The organism is Paenibacillus sp. SSG-1, assembly GCF_002224835.1.
GTDB lineage: Bacteria > Bacillota > Bacilli > Paenibacillales > Paenibacillaceae > Paenibacillus_AQ > Paenibacillus_AQ favisporus.
In genome coordinates this window covers 320,778-342,915 of record NZ_MBRK01000001.1, presented here as the reverse complement: position 1 = coordinate 342,915, position 22,138 = coordinate 320,778, and the positions used below count along the sequence as shown (strand labels likewise).

General features: G+C 54.9%; 19 protein-coding genes. All 19 read right to left on the bottom strand.

The genetic code is table 11. The features are described 5' to 3' along the window. Window positions 1–220: 220 nt before the first annotated feature. Complete coding sequence (locus BCV73_RS01790) at window positions 221–1,177, bottom strand: 4-hydroxy-3-methylbut-2-enyl diphosphate reductase (protein WP_089545742.1); 957 nt, start codon at window positions 1,175–1,177, stop codon at window positions 221–223. Window positions 1,178–1,224: 47 nt separating this feature from the next. Continuing rightward, on the bottom strand, window positions 1,225–2,679 hold the full coding sequence (locus tag BCV73_RS01785; RefSeq protein ID WP_089545741.1) for a sensor histidine kinase: 1,455 nt from the start codon (window positions 2,677–2,679) through the stop codon (window positions 1,225–1,227). 3 nt (window positions 2,680–2,682) lie between these two features. After that, window positions 2,683–3,372 (bottom strand): response regulator transcription factor, encoded by a 690-nt coding sequence (locus BCV73_RS01780; RefSeq protein WP_076170639.1) that lies wholly within the window; start codon window positions 3,370–3,372, stop codon window positions 2,683–2,685. A gap of 144 nt (window positions 3,373–3,516) precedes the next feature. Beyond that, window positions 3,517–5,184: a S1C family serine protease gene (locus tag BCV73_RS01775; RefSeq protein ID WP_089545740.1), complete on the bottom strand. Its 1,668-nt coding sequence runs from the start codon at window positions 5,182–5,184 to the stop codon at window positions 3,517–3,519. A gap of 135 nt (window positions 5,185–5,319) precedes the next feature. Continuing rightward, window positions 5,320–5,976: a response regulator gene (locus BCV73_RS01770; RefSeq protein ID WP_089545739.1), complete on the bottom strand. Its 657-nt coding sequence runs from the start codon at window positions 5,974–5,976 to the stop codon at window positions 5,320–5,322. Window positions 5,977–6,020: 44 nt separating this feature from the next. Then, window positions 6,021–7,034, bottom strand: coding sequence for a sensor histidine kinase (locus tag BCV73_RS01765; RefSeq protein WP_089545738.1), 1,014 nt, complete (start codon window positions 7,032–7,034; stop codon window positions 6,021–6,023). A gap of 4 nt (window positions 7,035–7,038) precedes the next feature. After that, window positions 7,039–8,145: a cell wall-active antibiotics response protein LiaF gene (gene liaF, locus BCV73_RS01760; RefSeq protein ID WP_076170642.1), complete on the bottom strand. Its 1,107-nt coding sequence runs from the start codon at window positions 8,143–8,145 to the stop codon at window positions 7,039–7,041. A gap of 215 nt (window positions 8,146–8,360) precedes the next feature. Beyond that, window positions 8,361–8,537 carry a hypothetical protein gene (locus BCV73_RS34920; protein WP_163878701.1) on the bottom strand — a complete coding sequence of 59 codons (177 nt, stop codon included), beginning with the start codon at window positions 8,535–8,537 and terminating at the stop codon, window positions 8,361–8,363. A gap of 196 nt (window positions 8,538–8,733) precedes the next feature. Then, window positions 8,734–9,279 (bottom strand): 3D domain-containing protein, encoded by a 546-nt coding sequence (locus tag BCV73_RS01755; RefSeq protein WP_116232664.1) that lies wholly within the window; start codon window positions 9,277–9,279, stop codon window positions 8,734–8,736. 395 nt (window positions 9,280–9,674) lie between these two features. Then, window positions 9,675–11,615, bottom strand: coding sequence for a threonine--tRNA ligase (thrS, locus tag BCV73_RS01750; protein ID WP_089545737.1), 1,941 nt, complete (start codon window positions 11,613–11,615; stop codon window positions 9,675–9,677). Window positions 11,616–12,025: 410 nt separating this feature from the next. Further along, window positions 12,026–12,925, bottom strand: coding sequence for a putative sporulation protein YtxC (locus BCV73_RS01745; RefSeq protein ID WP_076170644.1), 900 nt, complete (start codon window positions 12,923–12,925; stop codon window positions 12,026–12,028). Between the two features lie 237 nt (window positions 12,926–13,162). Further along, entirely contained in the window at window positions 13,163–14,803 is a 1,641-nt protein-coding gene (locus tag BCV73_RS01740; RefSeq protein ID WP_256992717.1) for a hydantoinase/oxoprolinase family protein, read from the bottom strand. Then, window positions 14,796–15,911, bottom strand: coding sequence for a DUF917 domain-containing protein (locus BCV73_RS01735; RefSeq protein ID WP_089545736.1), 1,116 nt, complete (start codon window positions 15,909–15,911; stop codon window positions 14,796–14,798). The genes BCV73_RS01740 and BCV73_RS01735 overlap by 8 nt, the downstream gene beginning before the upstream one ends. Before the next feature lie 9 nt (window positions 15,912–15,920). Further along, window positions 15,921–17,231 (bottom strand): cytosine permease, encoded by a 1,311-nt coding sequence (locus tag BCV73_RS01730; protein WP_089545735.1) that lies wholly within the window; start codon window positions 17,229–17,231, stop codon window positions 15,921–15,923. 48 nt (window positions 17,232–17,279) lie between these two features. Next, window positions 17,280–17,861, bottom strand: a complete 582-nt coding sequence (locus tag BCV73_RS36090; RefSeq protein WP_076170646.1) for a TetR/AcrR family transcriptional regulator — start codon at window positions 17,859–17,861, stop codon at window positions 17,280–17,282. A gap of 210 nt (window positions 17,862–18,071) precedes the next feature. Next, complete coding sequence (gene mqnC / locus BCV73_RS01720) at window positions 18,072–19,205, bottom strand: cyclic dehypoxanthinyl futalosine synthase (RefSeq protein ID WP_089545734.1); 1,134 nt, start codon at window positions 19,203–19,205, stop codon at window positions 18,072–18,074. 184 nt (window positions 19,206–19,389) lie between these two features. Beyond that, on the bottom strand, window positions 19,390–20,571 hold the full coding sequence (locus BCV73_RS01715) for an aminotransferase class I/II-fold pyridoxal phosphate-dependent enzyme (RefSeq protein WP_089545733.1): 1,182 nt from the start codon (window positions 20,569–20,571) through the stop codon (window positions 19,390–19,392). Next, window positions 20,568–21,752 carry a PLP-dependent transferase gene (locus BCV73_RS01710; protein ID WP_076170649.1) on the bottom strand — a complete coding sequence of 395 codons (1,185 nt, stop codon included), beginning with the start codon at window positions 21,750–21,752 and terminating at the stop codon, window positions 20,568–20,570. Before BCV73_RS01710 ends, BCV73_RS01715 begins: the two co-directional genes overlap by 4 nt. 24 nt (window positions 21,753–21,776) lie before the next feature. Further along, window positions 21,777–22,138, bottom strand: a 362-nt coding sequence (locus BCV73_RS35630) for a homoserine O-succinyltransferase (RefSeq protein ID WP_256992716.1), incomplete at its 5' end; no start/stop codon positions are given.

Below are 22,138 nucleotides of genomic sequence, written 5' to 3'. Positions count from 1 at the left end.
TCTCACTTCACTAATACGCTTAAACGCGTTTTCGCTTTTAAGCTTTTATCCGCTAAAGCAACTATATCGGAAATCCACCTATCCGTCAACCCTAAATCAAAAATGGGATTTTTCTTGCAATATCAGGATGCCAAGGCTCTGGAGCTTATACTTTCTGATATTTATAAAAAAAAGAAGCAGGGTCCCATTAAATGGAAGCCCCGCTTCATCTCATTCGTCATTACGCCTTGGTGCTACCTGCCGCTTTTACGGGCGGAAGCAGTTTCTTCATATTGATTGTGCGCTTGATTTCCCACGTATCCGGATTCTCCGGATCGTATTGTTCCAAATATGCGATCACTTCCTTGGTGATCGGGGTCGGCGTGGAAGCGCCGGAAGTGACGGCCACTTTGGATATGCTTTCGAGCCATTCGCGTTTCAGCTCGGTAATGTCGGCAATCCGGTAAGCCTTGACGTTGGCAATTTCTTCGGAGACCTGAGCCAGCCGGTTGGAGTTGTTGCTCCTCGGGTCGCCGACAACGATCACCAGATCCGCTTGTCCAGCCTGCTCCGCGACCGCTTCCTGCCGCACCTGGGTGGCCAGGCAGATCTCATTATGAACCTCGGCGGACGGATACAGCTCCAGCAGCTTTTTCATAATGGCCTTAATGTCCCATTGGCTCATCGTCGTCTGGTTCGTAATAATGATGCGGGAGGCGGATATGCGCAGATTGGCAATCTCGTCTTCCTTCTCGATCAGATGAACGTGATCCGGCGCAATGCCTATGGCGCCTTCGGGTTCGGGATGGCCCTTCTTGCCAATATAAATCACCTCATACCCTTCCGCCACTTTCTCGCGGATCAGGTCATGAGTCTTGGTGACGTCCGGACAAGTCGCGTCAACGGTCGTAAGACCTTTGTCACGGGCCAGCTTCCGGACTTCCGGCGAAACGCCGTGGGCGGTAAAGATAACCGTGCCTCTGTCCACCTGGTTCAGGATCTCCATCCGGTTCGGTCCGTCGAGCGTGATGATCCCTTCGTCTTCAAAAGAATTCGTGACATGACTGTTGTGCACGATCATGCCCAATATATAAATCGGCCGCGGGAGGTCCAGGTTCTGGGCCGCCTGGCGCGCCAGCACCATGGCATCGACCACGCCGTAGCAGTACCCCCGGGGCGAAATTTTAATCACTTCCATGACTTTCACCTGCTTTCTCTGGCATGCCTTAACCTAACCATTATACCCTATTCCAAAGGGACGGGAAAGACGACCGGCAGCCAGATAATGAAGGTCGTACCTTCTCCTTGACGAGTAACGACCTCGACCGAGCCGTCCAGCTCGTCGATAATCCATTTGGCGATGGACAGGCCCAGCCCGATGCCATCCGTCATGCCGCGGGACTGATCCGCACGGTAGAATCGGTCAAAGATATACGGCACCTCGTCCTTGTCCATGCCGATGCCCGTATCGGCAATCCGGATGCCCACCTGATCTTCATACAGCAATGCGTCAAACGTCACTTGGCCTTCAGGCGTATACTTAAATGCGTTTTCAATAAAAATGAACAGCATCTGCTGCATATAGTCCTTATTGCCGTTGACATAGACGCCGTTCAGGATCGAAAAGTCACCGGTGATCCAATCAGCCTGCCGCGGCAGGAATTGGGCCCTTCTGGCCACTTCCTCCACGAGAATTTCGAGCGGAATCGGCTGCTTGTCAAACGTCCGTCCCGTGTCGGCCCGGGCCAGAGAGAGCATGTCGCCGACGAGCCGGCTCATCCGCTTGGATTCGTCGGCAATGTCGCTGATGGCCTCCCGGGTCATCTGCTTCAGTGTCGCTTCGTCCAGCTTCGGACGGTCTCCTTCCTCGTCTGACCACATTTTCTCCAGCAGATCCACGTTACCTCGGATTGTCGTCAGCGGTGTCCGCAGCTCATGCGACGCGTCGGATACGAACCGGCGCTGCGTCGCGTAAGATTCCTCGAGGTTTTTATAAAAGCCCTCCATCCGTCCCAGCATGCTGTTGACCGTGTCGATCAGCTGTCCGACTTCATCCTGGGGCCCGTCGTAATCGATGCGGACGCTGAGGTCCTGGCCGTTCTGGATCTGGCTCGCCGCTTCGATGACGTTGCCGATCGGGCTCATAGATTTGCGGGCCAGGAACAGACCGAGCGAGGAGGCCACGATTATCATGATCGTTGCGCTGATGACCAGAATATTCCGCAGCAGGGTCAGCAGTTCCACTTCATGTCCCGTATAAATGGCTACTTGGAGCAATGCAATCACCTGGCCGGTACTGCTTTCCGTAATGGTGCGCTGATATAAGTAAAAAGGATTTCCCTGAATATACACGGATTTAAAACCCTGCTGTTTCACCGCATGGTCGTAATCTGGATAAGGAAATTTGATGTTTAAAGCCCCAAGGTTTTCGGACACCGATAATTTATTATGATCGTAATCAATCATCTGCACGTAAGTCTGCGAGGCCAAATCGGAAGGCGCCGAAAAACTTAAATAATTTCCTTTGTTCCAGTTCAAAACCACAGCCGGCTTGATTTTATCAAATTGCTGAGCCAGCCGGTCTCTCACGGAATTATACGTATTAAAATGGACGACCCCGTACACCGCCGAACCGAACACGATCAGCGTTACGGCCAGAATGGCGGTATACCAGGCGGTCAAGCGCAATCTTATGGACATCTCTTATGAATCCCCTCTCAGGATATAACCTGCGCCGCGGATCGTTTGAATGACACGCTTCCCTCCGTGTTCTTCCGTCTTCTGACGGAGCATCGCAATGTACACTTCCAGCACGTTGGACTCACCGCTGTAATCGTAACCCCAGATTTTATCCATAATTAAGTCGCGGGACAGCACCCGTTTCGGATTTTGCATAAACAAATGAAGAAGCTCAAATTCCTTGGCCGTCAGCTCGAGTCGCTTGCCGCCGCGCAGCACTTCCCGGGAGTCGACGTCCAGCACGATGTCCTCATAGGTCAACCGGTGGTCGCCGGCTTCCTCCTGCCCCGGCTTCCGGCGCAGCAGCGCGCGCACTCTGGCCAGCAGCTCTTCCAATGCAAACGGCTTGACGAGGTAATCGTCCGCCCCAAGGTCAAGCCCTTTGACCCGGTGCTCGATTTCATCCTTGGCGGTGAGCATCAGGATTGGCACCTGACTTCCGCCTTCCCGAAGCCTGCGGCACACTTCAAATCCGTCCACCTGCGGCATCATGACGTCCAGCACGACGATATCGGGCTCCCCGTTCAAAATGACCTTCAGTCCCTCTGCCCCATTGTTAGCGGTAATGACGTCGTACCCTTCAAATGCCAGCCCCCTGCGCAGCATGGAAATGATCTTTTCATCATCGTCAATAATCAAAATTTTCGATCGCATCAACGGACTACTCCTTTATCTCTTTATCTAGTATCATGGCACAAGCCTCTGCTTCTTATTGTAGCAGTGAACATTTTCCTTTGCACCATGGTACGACAACAGCGGAAGGGAGTTCCCTTCCGCTGTCATCTCGAAGCGTATGGTTTACTGGCCGCTGACCGCGCTGTTGTCCGTGAATTTATTTTTGTCGCCGATGGTGACCTGCAGATCCATCTTCTTGTTGTTGCGGACGATGTTCAGGGTCACTTTCGTGCCGACCTTTTGTTTTTGGATAAACGCCGTCAGATCGGAATTGGTTTTATAAGCCGTACCGTTCACGCCGGTAATAATGTCGTAAGGACGGAGGTCCGCTTCGTAAGCCGGGGATTTGTAGACAACCTCGGCGACGACGGAGCCCTCTTTAACATCGGAATCCATTTGTTTAGCCACTTCTTCAGTCATCGTCATCAAGGACGCTCCGATAAACGGAACCGGATCCTTCGGAATTTCCTGGTTTTTCTCCAGCTTGTCGACGACATTCTTGATCGTGCTTGTCGGAATCGCGAAGCCGATGCCTTGGGAATCGGCGCTGACGGCTACGTTCATGCCGATGACTTGGCCGCTCAGGTTGAGCAGCGGTCCGCCGGAGTTACCCGGGTTGATCGAAGCGTCGGTTTGCAGCAGATGCTGATATTTGCGTGTGCCGCTGCCCGATTCCTCGCTGATATCGATGGAACGTTCACGGGCGCTCAGTACACCTGTCGTTACCGTATGGTCGAAGCCCTGCGGGTTACCGATCGCTACAACCGGCTCACCGACTTTCAGGCTCGAAGAATCGCCGAGCGGTACTGTCGGAAAGTTGTTGTTGCCTTCGATTTTCAGAACGGCAAGGTCGAGATCTTTGCTGCTGCCCAGAAGCTTCGCTTCGTAGGTCTTCTCGTCGTTCTCGATGGTTACCTGAATGACGTCGGCGTTCTCGACCACGTGCTGATTGGTCAGGATATAACCTTCCTTATTGTAGATAAAGCCGGAACCGATGCCGTAAGGAACGAGCTGCGAAGGATTCGAACCCGAACCCGAGCCTTGGGATTGGGAATCCGATCCCGATCCGCCGTAACCCGAATCGCCGCCGAACTGGTCTCCGAAGAAATAGGAGAATGGATCGTTCAGATAAGGATTACTTTGAGAATTGGTGCGGCTGCTCTGTTTAACGAGCGTTTCAATTTTAACGACCGCCGGGCCCGCTTCCTGCACTACCCCGGATACATCCGTCGGTTTCGAAAGCGGCAGCGAGGTCGTATTCGCCTTCCCGGTAGGCTCGCTGTTGTCGGCAGCAGCTGACACCGTTGTGGCTGTTTCGGACGTGAGCGATGTGTTAGGCGTAAAAAGATTCATGCGATCCGCCGTAAACATCAGCCCGGTGATGACAACCATGCCGGCGAGGAAGGAAATCAGCACCGTTTTTACCGAGGTTTTCGGACGCTGGTTAAACTGCCAGTTACCGCCGTTGCTGCCGCCATTGTTACCGCCACCGCCACCCGAACCTCCGCTGCGTCCGGGGCTGCCGGACTCGCCGGAGCTGTGGTACTGGCTGGAGGTTACCGGAAGCTGTCTGACCGGATTCGGAGGAGTAATCTCCACTTCCTCCGAGTGCGGCCTGTCGGAGGACTCACTGCCTGGATGCTCTGTATTGTTGTCTTTTCCAAGGGACTTAAACGGCCCGTAAGAATAGTAATAAGATGAATTATTCGAATCGGAAGACGGCTGCTCACGCTTTGTTGGCTCTTGATCAAACGAATCTTCCGGCTGGCCAAATCTGTTTCTTTCGTCCATGTGATTCATGCCTCCTGCTTTCCCTGATTTATAGCGTTCCGTAAGGGATATTGTTTAACTGTTTATATCATGTACTATAAACCTTAATGACAGATTAAAAACAATTAAAAAGCAGATAAAACATGTCGGGAAAGGCTATGACTGCACCCATCCTCTGCGGTGGGCGTAGATGGCCAGCTGCGTCCGGTCTTCCAGCTCGCATTTCATCAGCAGGTTGCTCACATGGGTCTTAACTGTTTTGATGCTGATATGCAGCTCCTCAGCGATATCCTTGTTGCTTTTGCCTTCGGCGACGAGCAGCAGCACTTCCTTCTCGCGTTCGGTCATCCCGGTGGAATCCCCCTGAACGGTCCGCTGGCGGATGCCTCTAGTCAGCGCCTGGGACACATCCCCCGTCATGACCGGCATGCCCCGGTTGGCCCCTTGCAGCGCATAGATCAGTTCGTCGGCGGAGACGGTCTTCAGCACGTAGCTGACAGCTCCGGCTTCCACCGCGTCCACCACCAGGTCGTCTTCGAGAAAGCTCGTCAAAATAACGATTTTGATCGAAGGGTATTTCGCCAGAACGGCCCGCGTCGTTTCGGCACCGTTCATCACCGGCATCATCAGATCCATCAGCACCAGATCGGGATGCTCCTCCTGCGGTCGCTGGTCCAGCCAGTCCAGCAGCTCTTTGCCATTGCCTGCTTCCCCGATCACTTCAAAGGAAGGCTCCAGCATCAAATATGTTTTCAGTCCCATTCTGACCATATCGTGATCATCCACGATGACCACCTTCACGCTCTCTGCCATTTCGATTTCCCCCTGCCTGTATTGATGAACCGTTCAAGATAAACTTATGTAAACTTCGGTATATGTACACGGATGGTCGTACCCGCGCCTTGGCGGCTCATAATTTCGACCTGTCCGCCCAGCTTCTCGGCCCGCTCCCGCATCGTTGAAAGTCCGTACGATCCAGGTCTGTGCGGAATCGAGTCAAAACCCTGGCCGTCGTCACTGATGCTGAGCACCACCTGCCGGCTCTCTTCGCGAAGCGACATGCTGACCAGTCTGGCGTGGGCATGCTTCACTATATTCGCCACCGCTTCCTGAATGATCAGAAACAGCTGATGCTCGATTGCTTCCGACAAGCTGCCCTTCAGTTCGACCTCCTTCATGCCTTTGAGGCCGTTCTGGCGGCAGTAGTCCGGGAACCAGACTTCCAGCGCTTCAGCCAGACTCTTGCCTTCCAGCTCGACGGGACGAAGCTGCGCAATCAGCGCCCGCATCTGCTTTTGGGCCATCTGGGACATCGTAATGAGCTGCTCCATAACGACTTTGCCCTGCTCCTTGTTCCGTTCAAGCACCCTCGGCAGCGACGACGCCGACATATGAATGGCGAACAGCTGCTGGCTGACGGTATCGTGCAGATCCCGGGCCATCCGCCGGCGCTCCTCGATAACAGCCGATTCCGCGGCTTTTTCCTTTTCGATGACTTCCTGCTCGCCCATCCGCTGCAGCAGCTCCATTTTCTTTTCAATCGAATCCATCACATTGTTGAACTCATGATAGAGCCGGGCAAACGTCGGGTCATCGGTTTCGCCAATCCGTACCGACAGATTTCCTTTGGAAACCTGCAGCATGTTAAGCTCCAGCACATCGATGTGCCTCTGGATCCGCTGTCCGGCCATGTATCCGATGATGATCGACAACAGCAGAAACCCCAGGCAGGAATAAATCCATACCCAGGTTCCTTTAATAACGAGATATCCGCTGTCGCTGCCGATATAGAAAATCGCCGTCATCAGAAGGCCGGTCAGCATAAAGTAAAACAACAGCATCCATTTGGTATTTTTCATGATACTTTTCATACGATCAACCTACTTTGTTTACTTTAATATCACCGATAAACGCGCTGACGTTAATTTTGATTTTCTTGCGCGCTTCCTTGTAATACGGCGTACGGGTCGAAATGTTCCCCGCAAATCCGCTCCGCGATTCGTTCAGCACCGACATATCCCCGATAAAGGAGCTCGAGTTCACCGTGACGCCCAGATCGGTATCGTCCGGGATGTACACCTTGATATCGCCGATAAACGCGGAGATGTTGATTTTGGTCTCCCCATAAGGAATATGCGCCCGGGTCAGGTCCAGTACCGTGTCTCCGATAAATTGGGACAGGTTGGTCGGCTTCAGCTGAAAGGAATCGTGTCCGAGATAAATATCCCCGATAAAAGAGGACTTGTTGATTTTCCCGTCGTGGTCGGATTCGCTGAAAGGGCCGTGGTGATCCCAATCATGATCCTCCGGCTCACGGAACGGTCCGCCCCGGCGGGCTTCCTCTCTGGCGTAATGCTTGTAGTATCTTTTGTAGTGCCGCTTGTACTTGTTCTTGTAGTGCTTCTTCATCCGGTCCATTTCGTCGTCATCGTCCGAATCCAAATCGTCCATATCAACCTCTTCCTCATAAGAGGATTTCGGCGGAACGCCCTGCGGTCCCTTCTCCTTGCTGTACGGAATGCCAAATTTTTCCTCAAACTGCCGGTCCAGGGACGAACCGTCAAGCTCTACCGGCTCCGGCGGTACCGGAGGTTCCGGCGTAAACGCAGGCTCCTCGGGACGGCGCTTGTCGGCTGGCGGAGGGGTCCGGTCATTCGGTTTGAAAATGACATACAGCCCGCCGATAATCAGCAGCGCAGGAATGATGATTTTAAACAGATTGCCTGGCGAGATCCAGAGCCATCCCAGATTACGGCCCAGGAAATAAGCCCCGATCAGGAGCAGGATCGCCCCGCCAAAGAATGAGCGCCGGCCCTTGGCCAGCTCTTTGAGCCCCAAAACAACCAGAATCACCGGCCAGTAATCTCCGACCAGTCCCCAGAAGCTGACGTCGATATATCCGAGCTGATTCAACAAAAATACAACTCCGATCGCAATCAGCACCAGGCCTCCAAAAAGGCGGTCCACCCATTTTTTTTGCATAACCGTATCTCCTTTAACTCCATTGTTCATATCCTATAAAGTTCGCATCGCTTGCGAATCTGATATCAGTGTACAATAATGGCGGCCAGGCCGACAGCGGCGGCGGAATGATCCTGTTCTCAGTCCCCAGACCGAGACGCATTACTTTTTTTTCCATATAAAAATAAAACACCCGCTTTTCAGCGGGTGCTTTAGAAAAATTGACGAAAGAATGATTATTGTTGATCGTTTTGTTTAAATTCTTCGTCAAACTTTTGGTTAGGTGTTTTGAAATTGCTGCTTTGTACTTTTTGCTTTTGCGTCGAAGTTGCGCTCTCGTTTCCGATTTCGGCAAACTCCTCGTCAAACTTTTCGTTTGGCGTTTTGAAGTTGCTGCTTTGTTTCTTTTGCATTTGGTTTCACCTCCCTGTAGCTTGTCTGGCCGGGGATCCAAGCATCGCTTTACCCCTGTCGTAGTATGTGAAGCCTCCTGGAATTTATACCGTTCTACGGCAAATTTGAAGAATGGAAAACGATACATGTATGGCACCGAAAAACAATAAAAGCCCTGCAGCACCGCGTTCCGGGCCCAGGGCTTCTTTATTAAGTTCACACCGCTTCATCCAGCAGCGAAGCCGGGACGGTCTTATACGTTTGGATCGCTTTTCCCAACGTCTGCAGCATTTCCTCACTGCATTTGCCGTTCCCCCGCTTGATCACAAACACGTCCACCTCTTTTTTCCCCCACTCCTTATACACCTGCTTGGTCGTGGAGAAATACAGGTCGATCTTACGGCCCTTGATGGCCGAACCGGTATCCGCAACAACACCATAACCGTAGCCTGGTACATAAAGGATCGTTCCGAGCGGGAACCATTTCGGATCGGCCGCGATCGTCGAAATCGTATTTTTGTCCCTGCGCACCTTTACGCCGGAATACGTAATGCCGTATGACGGATGGCTCGGATGTTTGCCCGTAGATTCATAACCCGCGGTGTATCCAGTGGCTGTGACTTTGACCTTGCGGATAACCTGCTCCTGTCGCGGCATCAAGACCGGCATGGACGGCTCCTTAACGGCACCTGCCTCCTGCTGCGGTTTAACCTCGGCTTTGCCAATCGCGGGAACAGCCGCCTTGGCCGTATACTTGGGCATGAACTCATTTTGCTTAAATACGTTCTGTGCCGCCCTTTTTTTCAAATCAACCACCTGAAACATTTCCGGCTTCGTTGCATATTTTAACGGCTTTTGATAATAGTCATTGGCCGCCAGCATCGGACTCTTTGCACTTTCATTCCCCGTAACTCCGTCACTCTCCAGCAGCGAGAAGGATGCCGCATACATCTTGGGCGCCCCTGCAAGCATGCCAAACAGAAACATACAACACAAAATCCTCTGCCATGTTTTCACCTTGTTCATATGAAATCCTCCCCCTTTACTTGCGAGGATGTCCATATGTTCCGGCGTTTATACATGTAAAAGTGAAGTCGTCTCACTTTGCAGAGGATTGTGCAAGCTTATCAAGTTATCGTTTTACACGAGTTTGTGTCTTAGAAAATTTCGCGTTTCGCGATTTGTTCACGGAGCAGCGAAATCGCCTCATCCACGGTTTTGGCCCCGATGTCGCCTTCGCCGCGTTTGCGGATCGACACGGTTCCCGCGTTCATTTCGTTATCGCCGACGATGAACATGTACGGTACTTTCTCAAGCTGGCCTTCGCGGATTTTGTAGCCGAGCTTCTCATTGCGCACGTCCGCTTCCACGGATACGCCCTGAAGCTTCAGCTTCTCGGCCACTTCCTTGGCATAGCCTTCGAATGCGATGGAGACCGGAATGACCTTGACCTGCACCGGAGACAGCCACAGCGGAAGGTTGCCCGCGAAATTCTCCAGCAGGAAGGCCGTAAAGCGTTCCATCGTGCCCAGAATGCCGCGGTGGATGACCACCGGACGATGCTTCTGCCCGTCGTCGCCTACGTATTCCAGTTCGAAGCGCTCAGGCAGCAGGAAGTCCAGCTGTACAGTGGACAACGTTTCTTCCTTGCCAAGGGCGGTGCGGATCTGCACGTCGAGCTTCGGACCGTAGAAAGCGGCTTCGCCTTCGGCCTCGAAGAACGGGATGCCTGTTTCTTCCACAACCTCGCGCAGCATGCGCTGGGACATTTCCCACATGGCATCGTTCGGGAAGTACTTCTCGGTATCCTCCGGATCGCGATAGGACAGGCGGAAACGGAAGTCGTGAATGCCGAAGTCCTCATACACCTTCGTGATCAGCTGAATAACACGCAGGAATTCTTCCTTGATCTGATCCGGACGGCAGAAAATGTGGGAATCGTTCAGCGTCATCGCGCGTACGCGGTGCAATCCTGTCAGTGCCCCGGACATCTCGTAACGATGCTGCATACCGAGCTCGGCGATCCGGATCGGCAGATCGCGGTAGCTGTGCATTTCGCTCTTGTACACCATCATATGGTGCGGACAGTTCATCGGACGGAGCACCAGCTCTTCATTGTCGAGCTCCATCTTAGGGAACATGTCCTCTTGGTAATGCTCCCAGTGGCCGGATGTCTTGTACAGTTCTACGTTACCGAGAACCGGCGTGTAGACATGCTGGTACCCCAGGCTTTCTTCAAGGTCCACGATGTAGCGCTCGAGGGTGCGGCGCAGCTTGGCGCCTTTCGGCAGCCACATCGGCAGGCCTTGTCCCACCAGCTGGGAGAAAGTGAAGATGTCGAGCTCTTTACCGAGCTTGCGGTGGTCGCGCTTCTTGGCTTCCTCAAGGAAGTGAAGATGCTCATCCAGCTGCGCTTTCTTGACAAAAGCGGTTCCGTAGACCCGCTGCAGCATTTTGTTCTTGCTGTCACCGCGCCAGTAGGCACCGGCTACGCTCATCAGCTTGAACACCTTGATTTTGCCGGTGGAAGGCAAATGCGGTCCGCGGCACAGGTCGAAAAATTCGCCCTGCTCATAGATGGTGATGACACTGTCCTCAGGCAGCGCGTTGATCAGTTCGAGCTTGTAGGGATCCCCGAGCTCGCCGAAAATGTCCAGCGCCTCTTTGCGGCTGACTTCCTTACGGACGATCGGCAGGTTTTCGCCTACGATACGCTCCATTTCTTTTTCGATCTTCTGCAGATCTTCCGGATTGAGCGGATGCTCCAAATCCATGTCGTAGTAGTATCCGTCCTCGATGACAGGTCCGACGCCGAGCTTGACCTCTTTGGCCCCGAACAGGCGCTTCACGGCTTGGGCCGTCAAGTGCGCTGTACTGTGGCGCATCACTTCGAGGCCTTCCGGCGAATCGAGCGTAACGATTTCCACTGCGGCTCCTTCCACGAGCGGGGTGGACAAATCGACCACGATGCCGTTCAATTTCCCTGCGGCCGCATTTTTCTTCAGGCCGCTGCTGATCGAAGCGGCGACGTCTTCAATGGTGCTTCCGTCCGCATATTCGCGAACCGAGCCGTCTGGCAGTTTGATGCTTACTGACACGTTGTATTCCTCCTTGGTATTTCGGCGGACAGCCGCCCTTTTCAAAATCGTACAGGCAACGCAAAAAAACACCCATCCCTATACAAGGGACGAGTGTTTGTACCCGTGGTTCCACCCAACTTCGACAGACCTCCATATTCCCTGTTGCCAGTAAATACGAGATGGCTGTCCTTCAGCATCAGATAACGGAATGACCCGGCGGCTTATACTGAGCTTCCCCGACTGATCAAGAATCCGGGTAAACAGGTTCCAAACCGCAGCTGTAGAGGGGTAGACCGAAGCCGGAATTCGTGAGGAAATTTCAGCCAAGTTCCCTCTCTCTGACCGTCCGTATCTTCAGGTCCATGTCTCTGTCGACGCTTTTATCGAATTATGTGTAATTATAAATCCCTGTCCAGCGGCGAGTCAAGCTATATCTTCCCCGTTTCGCGGAAATAGGCGTGGCAGTCCGGGCAGTAACGGCAAATTTCCACCCGCTCATCGAAAATCTGCATCAGCGTGCGAACGACGGTCATATGCGGTTCCCGCGTATGAATGACGATTTTGGCAGGGGACACGGAAATCAGCGTCGTGACGACCGTATCCTCCATTTGCAGGTCCTGCTGGTCCAGCCGCTCCACCACGACGCCTTCGTCATGACGGTACTCCAGCGGTCTTAAGTCACCGTCCAGCACGAGCAAATCCTGGCCTCCCTTATGAATGACATGGGCGATCGGCACCTGCGGCTGCTGGAAATAGACGAAGTATTTCAGAATGCTGACAAACTCCTCATACTGCCGGTCCATCAAAAACTCATCCACCGCGTACTCCACGACTTCCTTAAGCTCTTTAATGTAAGCAGCGGCACGAAAGGTCAGAAAACCGTCGACATGGAGCAGCGGCCGTTCGCTCAGGCACTGCTTGATGCCGCGAACGAGCATATCGTAACGGCGGGACCATGCGCCCCCTTCGGAGCTTTTTTCCAGGCTCATCCGGCAGTGCTTCAAAATTTGCTCTTTTTCCTCCGGATCGGGAAAATCAAAATCATCGGCCAGAATCTTCTCGATCAGCCGCTGCTCTTTTTCCTGCAAAATATAATGGGCCACCGTCTTGGCGGCAGCGGCGTACACCTGCTGCAGATGATGCTCCTTAAAGAACCGCGGATCGTCCTCCCGGCAGCTCCACAGCATCATATCCTCATGGACCGTACAGCTGATTGCGAGTGATTTGTACTTGTTATGTAAAACCTGGTTCGCTTCCGAAACCATGCGCTTATATTCCTCCGCTTCCCGCGGACTAAAGGTTCGGGCTGCTATGCTGAACAGTTCCATGGAGAACACTCCTTTCAAATTCCTTCTTACAAAGTATATGTTTTAGCCGGGGGGATATACGGGAGGGATCGATGGAAAACAGGCTAACATTTCTCAGTTAAAATCGACATGAAATGCTTGGTAAATGGGGGTTTCCGCTGAATAAAAAAGGTACCTTTTGCCGGGAAATAATAAAGGGCCTCCCCCTTTGAACACCAAAGGAAGAGGCCCCTATTCATATCTGAAATCGATGGGTTGTCAAGCCAGCCGGCCCGCGGCCTTGACCTTCACGAGCAGTGCGTTGCCCGGCAGGTATGCAAGCGGAATATCCTCGGAAAATACGACCTGAACCGTATCCCGCTCCGCCCCGGCTAGGACGGCCTGCTGAACGGCATGGTTCTTCGCATCAAGCATCGCTTCGTCATACGTCATCTCGTCCAGCGCGTAGATCCGTTCGGTCTCGCCGCTGACTTCCCCGAGCGCGGCGCCGATGGCGTTGGCGGCGTCGTAATGGTCGGGTCTGACAATCCGCGCGACGCCTTCAAGACGGTCTGCCACAAGGATGCTGCCGCCGCCGACAAGCACGACGTCGACCGGATCGGAGCTCGTCTTCATGCGGTCGATCGCGTCCTCGATGTCGCGCGTGATGATGCCGTCCGCCTGGCGGCACACCGTCTCGTCCAGCCCTGCTGTGTCTGCGCCGTTCCAGGCGTGCCGTCCGAGCTTCACGGCCACGTCGGTGGCCGTCAGCGTGTCGCCGCCGAAGATCCGGCCGCGCTGCAGCAGCTCGTAGCCGACGCTGTCCGGCCCGACGGTGACGCTGCCGGCTGCGTCCTGCCGCACGATCGTGCCGCCGCCGATGCCGATGGACAGAATGTCCGGCATCCGGAAGTTCGTGCGCACGCCGCCGATCTCGACCGCGGCCGAGGATTGGCGCGGGAAGCCGTGGGCGAGCACACCGATGTCTGTCGTCGTGCCGCCGATGTCCACGACGAGCGCGTCGCTGAGGCCCGACAGATGGGCCGCGCCCCGGATCGAGTTGGTCGGACCGCAGGCGATGGTCAGGATCGGGTAGCGCAGGGCGTAATCGCTGAGCATCAGCGTACCGTCATTTTGGCAAATGTAGACACCGGCCTGGATGCCAAAGCTCTCCAGCGCCTGCTCAAAGCCTCGGACGACGCCGGCAATGACGTTCAGCAGCGCAGCGTTCAGAAGCGAGGCGTTCTCGCGCTCCAGCAGTCCAATGCTGCCGATCTCATGGGAGAGCGTTACCGGCGTGTTATCGCCGAGCACCGCTTTGACGATCTGCATCGCCCGCTTCTCCTGCTCGCCGTTGACCGGGGAGAACACGCCGCAGACCGCGACCGCGTCCACTTCTCCCCGCATCCGGCCCGCCACTTCGGCAATTTGTGCCTCATCCAAGCCGACGATCGCCCGGCCGTCATATTCATAACCGCCGCTCACCACATAAGCATGCGGGCCGACCGCCGCCTTCAGCGCATCGTCCCAATCCGCAAGCGGCGGCACCGAGGTCGTTGCCGGGGCGCCGATGCGAATCAGACCGACCTTTCCCAGGTGCTTCCGCTCGACGATGGCGTTGGTGCAGTGCGTCGTTCCAAGCATCGCATAGCGGATCCGGGCCGGATTCACGCCGCTCTCTGCGAGCAGGCGGCGGATCGACTCCACGATTCCCTCATTGACGTCGCGAGTCGTATGAACCTTGACCGTGTGCACCGGTCTCAGGCTGGAATCGAGGAGAGCCGCGTCCGTATTCGTACCGCCGACGTCGATGCCGATCCGGTAGAGGTCTTCGCTGCCGCTAAGTTTCTCCCTACCGGATGGAATCACGATATCGTTCAACGGACTGCTCATATTACTCACGTTCATCGGATTACTCATGAGCCGCGCCTCCTTTCCCTTCGGCCAGAACTTCAATCGGCACGTATGACGTGTCGTAACCGAAGTATTGCGGCCCCACCGTCTCCAGTCCCTTCGGCGTACGCCATTTTGGGTCGCATGGGAAGCCGACGGCCGTCACGCGGGCGCCGTATTTCAGATTTTCCGTCGTAATCGGCATGCCCGTGTCCTGATCCAGCAGCGCAATGAGGTCCGGCGTCACCGCCAGGGATTTTCCGTCCTCTGTTGCCAGCAGGAACTCGTTCTGGAAAAAGAGCTTCATCGTCCGGCCCTTCTGTGCATCCGTGCCATCGAATACCGCCTCGCCCCGCGTAAATCCGCCCTCCGTGCGGCGGCGGATATCCACGGCTTTGCCATGGAACAGCGCATAACCGCTCAGCTGCTTGAGCAGCGCTTCGATCGGGTTCTGCTTACGCTCTTTGGACAGATACAGCGTCCGTCCGATTTCATAGGCTTGTGTCAGCGTATTGCGTACCACGCTGCGCTTCGCTTGGGCCCCTGTGACCGGATAGTCGCAGATCGACGCCGATCCGCCCATCTGAATCGTCACGGCCCGCGCCATCCGTTCCTCCCAAATGCCGTCGACGGCATGCATCAGCACAGCGTTTCCGCGTTCGTCCGCCATCGTAATCGGGCTGCAGTCGTACCCGTCGAGGTAGAATGTTACCATTTGCGACTCCGGAAAAGCGCGGCCCATGGCGTCGGCGTCCAGCATCGGAATGCCGCGCTCCGCCGCCGCGATGACCGGCACGAGCGAGTTGCCGCCGCCTACCTCGATCGGCATGATGGCCGTCACTTTACGGCCGAGCTCCCGCTCGAGGAGATCGAGCGGCTTCGTCATCTGCTCGGCGGACGGAATTTTCTCGTTCATGACGGTCGGCGCACCGATCATCGACAGCGGCACGACCAGGTCGTCATCCGCCAGCTCGTCCGGCTGCAGGAGCCGAACCGGACCGTATTTGCGGATGGCCTCGATGGCCATCAATTTACCGATATGGGGATCGCCGCCCCCTCCGGTCCCGAGCACCGCCGCACCGACGGCAATATAATGGACGGCTTGCTCGTCCAGTTCCGTTAACACGTTGTTCATGATGTAGATTTATCCTTTCTTACTTGCAATTTTTCCAATGATCCACTGTACGATAAAGGCAAAAACAAAGGCATCCAGCGCAGGGACGCGCGTCAATTGGAAGAGGCCGAACCCGTCCGGTGACGGTGTGGTCATATAAGCGAACAGCGTAGCCAAAATCCAGACAACCAGGGAACGGAAAATCCAGTTCCGGTTGCGGTCCAGCCCTTCAAACGTAAATTTCTTCCGGTCTACCAGCAGATACTCGGCAGTATACAGCCCTCCGATCGGCGACACGAAGCTCGTAATGACATTCAGGAACGACAGGAACTTGTCGTAAATGCCGAAGACGGCAAGCGAGGTGGCGATCAGTCCCGCAATGATGGTGATCCATTTTTTCGGGAACTTCTGAAATACGACCGAGAAGCCGAGCGACGCCGAATACAGGTTGTTCGTATTGGTCGTCCATTGCGCCAGTGTCAGAACGATGATGGCCGGCAGTCCGAGCCCGAGGGCGATAAAAATGTTCGTCAAATCGTCGGTGTCCATCAGCCGCGAGAGGAAAATCGCGATAATCGTCATCAAGCTGTTGCCGACGAAAAATCCGATAAATGCGGCCGTCACGGCATGCATCGGCGTGCGCGCCCAGCGCCCGATGTCCGGCGAGAGCACCGTACCGACGATAAAGATGCCGATGACAAGCGAAATGGCGATGCCCATCGGAATCGGCGCCCCGGCAATCGGTTCCCATATCGCCGATGTTCCTTTCGTCTTAAACGCCGCTACGATGGCGACGCCGATAAAAATGACCAGCAGCGGCACGGACCATACGCTGAGGCGCTCGATCGAGCGATAGCCCCAGATGGCTGTCGACATCATCAGCAAACCGCCGACAAAGGACAGCACGCCGAGCGGCAGGTCAATCCCCAGCAGCTTGTCAAAAGCGGTATGCATGTTCGACGAGAAAAATCCGACCTGCACGCCGAACCAGCCTAGCGAGAAAATTCCGAGCACGATCGATACGATGCGCGCACCAACGTTCCCGAACAGAAACCGGCTGATCATCGCGGTGGACAATCCCGTTTTCGCCCCGACATAAGCGCAAAGCGCGCCGATCAGACCGAGGATGACCGAGCCGACGATGGTTGCGGTCAGCGAGTCCGCCAAATTCATGCCGTTGCCAAGCTCCGCGCCGAGAAACATGGCTGACAGGTCGATCCCGATCGCGATCCAGACGAGCGACATGGACAACCATTTTTTGCGCAAATGCTGGGGAACGGGTTCCCTTTCAAAATCCTGTGTACTGCCTTCACTGCCGATAACTTGACTCGCTTCACTCATGTAAACCCATCCCCCTGTTGTACAATCTTCTCGGTGAGGTGACCCGCCTTACGAACGCACGCCGCTCCAGAAGGTCTCGAAGGCGTTGTTCACTTTGCGGGTGTACACCTCTTTGGAGGTGTAGTAGAAATATTGCATGCTCAAACCGTCCATCAAGTTCAAAAAAGCGTCCACGAGCTGCTGCACTGGCTGCTCCCGGACTGCCCCTTCCTCAATCCCCTGCACGATCCACCGTTCGACCGCCTGTGTCAACAGCTCATCGGCCTGCAGAAATGCCTTCTCGATCGTCTCCTTCAGAAAGTCCGGCGGGAACAGCACGTACCGCAGCACGAACATGCTCGCCTCCGGATGCTGTCGGTAAAACTCCGATTGTCTGGACACCGCGCCGTACAGGCAGTCCCGGGCGCTCATCGCCTGCTTCTCCTCCGACAGCTCCTGAATAAAAGCGTTGTACGAGAGCATCGCTTCGCGAAAGACCGTCATAAACAGATCCTCTTTGTTTTCGAAAAAGGCGTAGATCGCCGGGGTTTTGACCCCGACTTCCTTGGCGATTTCGGAAAGGGCCGTTCCGTCGTACCCTTTTTCCCCGAACAGCCGCAGCGCGGCTTCCTTCAGCTTGTTTCTGGTCATGAAATATCCTCACACTTCCTATTTAATTAACGTTAATTAAGTAAACTATACAAAATAACGCATAAAAATACAACGGCTATTTTTTAAGAATCCACAGGAAGAATAATGGAAACCTGCACCGGTACGTACCCTTTGCCTTTTGTACAACACAAAAAACCGCCTCGCGTAAGCAAGGCGGCCGGTTGTATCAAAAAATATTTAAGATCCGTTCTAGTTCTGCATGACGAAGTCGCGTTCCACCTGGGAACCTTCTTCAAAGACGCGAAGCGTCTCGTATCTCGTGTTCCGCTGCGCCGGGATTTTACCTGCTTCGCGGATCAGCTGCAGGATGGAAGTGATGTTAACCTTATGCACCGCACCCGCAGAGGACACGACGTTCTCTTCCATCATGGTGCTGCCGAAGTCGTTGCAGCCGTAGCTGAGGGACAATTTGCCCACTTCCGGTCCCATTGTGACCCAGGAGGACTGCAAATTCGGCACGTTGTCCAGCACCAGGCGGCCGATCGCCACCGTCTTCAAATACGCTTCCGGCGTTTCGCGTTCCCGCTTCAAGCCCGTATTGTCCGGCTGGAATGTGAACGGAATAAAGGCGAGGAAACCTTTCGAGTCGTAGCCGTTCGCGATGCATTCGTCCTGCGCGTCGCGGATGCGCAGCATATGCAGGGCGCGCTCTTCCATCGATTCACCGAAACCGATGACCATCGTGGCCGTCGTGTTCATGCCGATTTTGTGCGCCATCTGCATGACGTCCATCCAGTCGCGCCAGGTTCCTTTATGCCGGCTGATCTTGGAGCGGATCCGGTCGTCGAGGATTTCGGCGCCGCCGCCCGGCAGGGAATCCAGTCCCGCCGCTTTCAGCTCGCGCATGACTTGTTCCAGAGACAGCCCCGACACTTCCACCATTTTGCGGATCTCCGCCGGCGAGAAGGAGTGCATCGTGATGTTCGGGAACCGCTGCTTGATGCCCTTCAGCAGGTTCGTGTAGTAATCGAACGGCAGGTACGGGTTCGTTCCGCCCTGCATTAGAATTTCCGTGCCGCCCACGTCTTCGGTTTCCTTGATTTTTTGGAAAATCACTTCGTCCGGCAAGGTATACCCTTCTTTGTGGCCTGGGACACGGTAAAATGCGCAAAATGTGCAGTATGTATCGCACACGTTTGTATAATTGACGTTCCGTCCGATGACGAAAGTCGTAATTGGATCGGGATGAACCCTCTTCATCATGATATCGGCAGCATGACCCATTTTCTCCACTTCATTGCTTTCGAACAATGTCACGCTGTCTTCCAAATTCAGGCGTTCGCCCCGCAGTGCTTTATCCAGAATACGGTCAACCGCACTCATATTTGGCAGCCTCCTATCATATGTGAATTTTGTAACATAAATTAAAACATGACCAATACCATCTTAACACAATTGGCGCACAGGGCAAACGAAATTCATAGAATCCGTTGGCCGAACGCGGGCTGGCAAGCGTCGCGGGCTGGACGAAGGAAAGGCACCGCCGAAGCGGTGCCTGCTTGATGATTTAACCTTGAAGCGCCTGATCCAGATCAGCGATCAGATCGTCGACGTCCTCGAGGCCGACAGAGAAGCGGAGCAGCCCGTCGGTAATGCCGCGCTCCAGCCGAACCTCTGCCGGCATTGCCGCATGGGACATCATCGCCGGATAGGACAAAATGCTCTCCACCGCGCCCAGGCTGACGGCCACGAGCGGGATCTGCGCGCGGTTCAGCACCTGTTTGGCCCGCTCGCCGGAGCCCACGTCAAACGAGACGACGGCCCCGTAGCCGGTGGACTGCTTCTCGTGAATTTCTCTGCCGGGATGATCGATGAGCCCCGGGTAAAAGACCTGCGTAATATCCTGACGCCCTTTGAGCCAAGCGGCCAGTACGGCCGCGCTCTCTTCGCTGTGCTTCATGCGTGCCTGCAATGTTTTCATGCCCCGCATCAGCAGCCAGCTCTCCTGTACGCCCAGCACCGTTCCCAGGCCGTTCTGCAGCTGCTTCAGCTGGCGGCCGATTTCCTCGGTACGGGCGACGGCCAGACCGGCCAGCACGTCGCTGTGTCCGCCAAGGAACTTCGTGGCGCTGTGCAGTACGATATCCACACCCACCTCGATGGGACGCTGGTAATACGGCGTCATAAACGTGTTATCGACCATCGTGAGCAGATCATGCTCTTTGGCCCACTTGGTGACGGCTTCGATATCGGTTATTTTCAGCGTCGGATTCGACGGGGTTTCCATATATACAGCCTTGGTGTTCGGCTTCAGCGCAGCCTTCACCTGTTCCAGGTCGGTCATGTCGACGAAAGTGCTCTCAATGCCGTGGCGGTTCAAAATGCTTGTAAGCAGGCGGTACGTTCCGCCGTATACGTCCTCGGTCACGATCATGTGGTCGCCGGCCGACAGAAGCATAAACGTGCTCGAAATGGCCGCCATGCCCGACGAATAGGCGAACCCGCGCACCCCGCCTTCGAGCAGGGCAATATAGTCTTCCAGCGCCTGGCGCGTCGGATTGCCCGAACGGCTGTAATCATGCACCGGCGGATTGAAGATATCTGCATGGTGGAACGTAGACGCCTGATAGATTGGCACGCTGGAGGCTCCCGTCGCACCATCGATTTCCGAGCCGAAATGGAGCAGCTTGGTCGCGAATTTCCGCTCCTGCTTGCTTTTATCCTGATGTCCTTTGCCCAAATCACTCATCCTTGGCTGCTCCCTTCCACTTCCTTGATCGCGGCATCCAATGCGCCGCCCAGATCCGCAATCAGGTCATCGATATGCTCGATGCCCACCGAGAAACGGAGCAGGCGGTCGTCAACGCCGACAGCTTTGCGGATTTCTTCCGGTATATCGGCATGCGTCTGCACGGCCGGGTAGGTCATCAGCGACTCGACGCCGCCAAGGCTTTCCGCAAAGGCGATCAGCTGGATGTGGCGAAGCACGGGCTCTACGTAACGGGCATCCTTCACTTTAAAGGAGAAGATCCCCGTATTCCCCCGGGACTGCCGGCTTTGGATGTCATGTCCCGGATGGTCCGGAAGCGCCGGATAGAATACTTCGGCAACCGCCGGATGTGTCTGAAGGTACTTGGCCATCGCTGTGGCGTTGCTTTCATGGCGCTCCATCCGCAGGGCCAGCGTTTTCATTCCTTTCATGAGCTGATAGGAATCCGTCGGCCCGAGCACCGCCCCGATGGAATTGTGCAGAAACGCTATTTCCTCGGACAGCTCTTTACCCTTGGTCACGATCAGGCCTGCAAGGACATCGTTATGTCCGCCTAAATACTTGGTCGCGCTGTGCACGACGATATCCGCGCCGAGCTCGATCGGACGCTGGAAGAACGGCGTGAGGAGCGTATTGTCCACGATGGACAGCAAGCCGTGGCGGTGGGCCCAATTGGAGACGGCCTCGATGTCCGTAATCATCATGAGCGGATTCGTCGGCGTCTCGATAAACACCGCTTTCGTGTTCGGGCGTCTGGACTGTTCCAGCTCGTCCAGATTGTTGGTGTCGACATACGTCGCGGTAACCCCGTATTTGGAAAGGATTCTTTCCAGCAGGCGGTATGTACCACCGTACAGGTCCAGCGAAACGATCAGGTGATCGCCCTGGCTGAACAGGGTGAAGATGGTTTGCAGCGCAGCCATGCCTGAGCTGCAGGCAAAGCCGGCGTCCCCGGATTCCAGCTTCGCTGCCGCGGCTTCGAGCACTTTGCGGGTCGGGCTGGCGGTCCGAGCGTAATCAAAACCGGTACTTTGCCCAAGCTTCGGATGGCGGAAGGCGGTTGCCTGATAAATCGGGAAGTTTACCGCTCCGGTCACGGGTTCTTCGACGGAGCCGATTTGGGCCAATCTGCTTTCAATTTTCCATGGTTCCTTTTCCATATGCGTATCCTCCTGTAGGGTCAACTAAATTTGCGGCCAGACTTCAAGACTCTCCCCGATATCATAAGGAGTCTCCTGATATACATAGTAATTCAGCCAATTTGAGAATAATAAGTTGGCATGCGAGCGCCAGATGGCGAGCGGAGTCTGATTCGGATCGTCGTTCGGGTAGTAGTTGACCGGAATTTTCATGTCCATGCCTTTCGCGATATCGCGCTCATACTCCCATTTCAGCGAATCCGGATCGTATTCGGAGTGGCCTGCTACAAAGATCTGCTTGCCGTCCTTGCTTGCTACCATATGAATGCCGGCTTCCTCTGACTCCGAGAGAATTTCCAGCTCCTCCACATGCTCGATATCCTCCCGCCGCACCTCGGTGTGGCGGG

What these genes read in the sequence shown, in the direction of transcription:
- BCV73_RS01790 (WP_089545742.1), bottom strand. Translation starts at nt 1,177, where the DNA reads ATGGAAGTGATTAAAATTTCGCCCCGGGGGTACTGCTACGGCGTGGTC.
- BCV73_RS01785 (WP_089545741.1), bottom strand. Translation starts at nt 2,679, where the DNA reads ATGTCCATAAGATTGCGCTTGACCGCCTGGTATACCGCCATTCTGGCC.
- BCV73_RS01780 (WP_076170639.1), bottom strand. Translation starts at nt 3,372, where the DNA reads ATGCGATCGAAAATTTTGATTATTGACGATGATGAAAAGATCATTTCC.
- BCV73_RS01775 (WP_089545740.1), bottom strand. Translation starts at nt 5,184, where the DNA reads ATGGACGAAAGAAACAGATTTGGCCAGCCGGAAGATTCGTTTGATCAA.
- BCV73_RS01770 (WP_089545739.1), bottom strand. Translation starts at nt 5,976, where the DNA reads ATGGCAGAGAGCGTGAAGGTGGTCATCGTGGATGATCACGATATGGTC.
- BCV73_RS01765 (WP_089545738.1), bottom strand. Translation starts at nt 7,034, where the DNA reads ATGAAAAGTATCATGAAAAATACCAAATGGATGCTGTTGTTTTACTTT.
- liaF (WP_076170642.1), bottom strand. Translation starts at nt 8,145, where the DNA reads ATGCAAAAAAAATGGGTGGACCGCCTTTTTGGAGGCCTGGTGCTGATT.
- BCV73_RS34920 (WP_163878701.1), bottom strand. Translation starts at nt 8,537, where the DNA reads ATGCAAAAGAAACAAAGCAGCAACTTCAAAACGCCAAACGAAAAGTTT.
- BCV73_RS01755 (WP_116232664.1), bottom strand. Translation starts at nt 9,279, where the DNA reads ATGCCCAAGTATACGGCCAAGGCGGCTGTTCCCGCGATTGGCAAAGCC.
- BCV73_RS01745 (WP_076170644.1), bottom strand. Translation starts at nt 12,925, where the DNA reads ATGGAACTGTTCAGCATAGCAGCCCGAACCTTTAGTCCGCGGGAAGCG.
- BCV73_RS01740 (WP_256992717.1), bottom strand. Translation starts at nt 14,803, where the DNA reads ATGAGTAATCCGATGAACGTGAGTAATATGAGCAGTCCGTTGAACGAT.
- BCV73_RS01735 (WP_089545736.1), bottom strand. Translation starts at nt 15,911, where the DNA reads ATGAACAACGTGTTAACGGAACTGGACGAGCAAGCCGTCCATTATATT.
- BCV73_RS01730 (WP_089545735.1), bottom strand. Translation starts at nt 17,231, where the DNA reads ATGAGTGAAGCGAGTCAAGTTATCGGCAGTGAAGGCAGTACACAGGAT.
- BCV73_RS36090 (WP_076170646.1), bottom strand. Translation starts at nt 17,861, where the DNA reads ATGACCAGAAACAAGCTGAAGGAAGCCGCGCTGCGGCTGTTCGGGGAA.
- mqnC (WP_089545734.1), bottom strand. Translation starts at nt 19,205, where the DNA reads ATGAGTGCGGTTGACCGTATTCTGGATAAAGCACTGCGGGGCGAACGC.
- BCV73_RS01715 (WP_089545733.1), bottom strand. Translation starts at nt 20,571, where the DNA reads ATGAGTGATTTGGGCAAAGGACATCAGGATAAAAGCAAGCAGGAGCGG.
- BCV73_RS01710 (WP_076170649.1), bottom strand. Translation starts at nt 21,752, where the DNA reads ATGGAAAAGGAACCATGGAAAATTGAAAGCAGATTGGCCCAAATCGGC.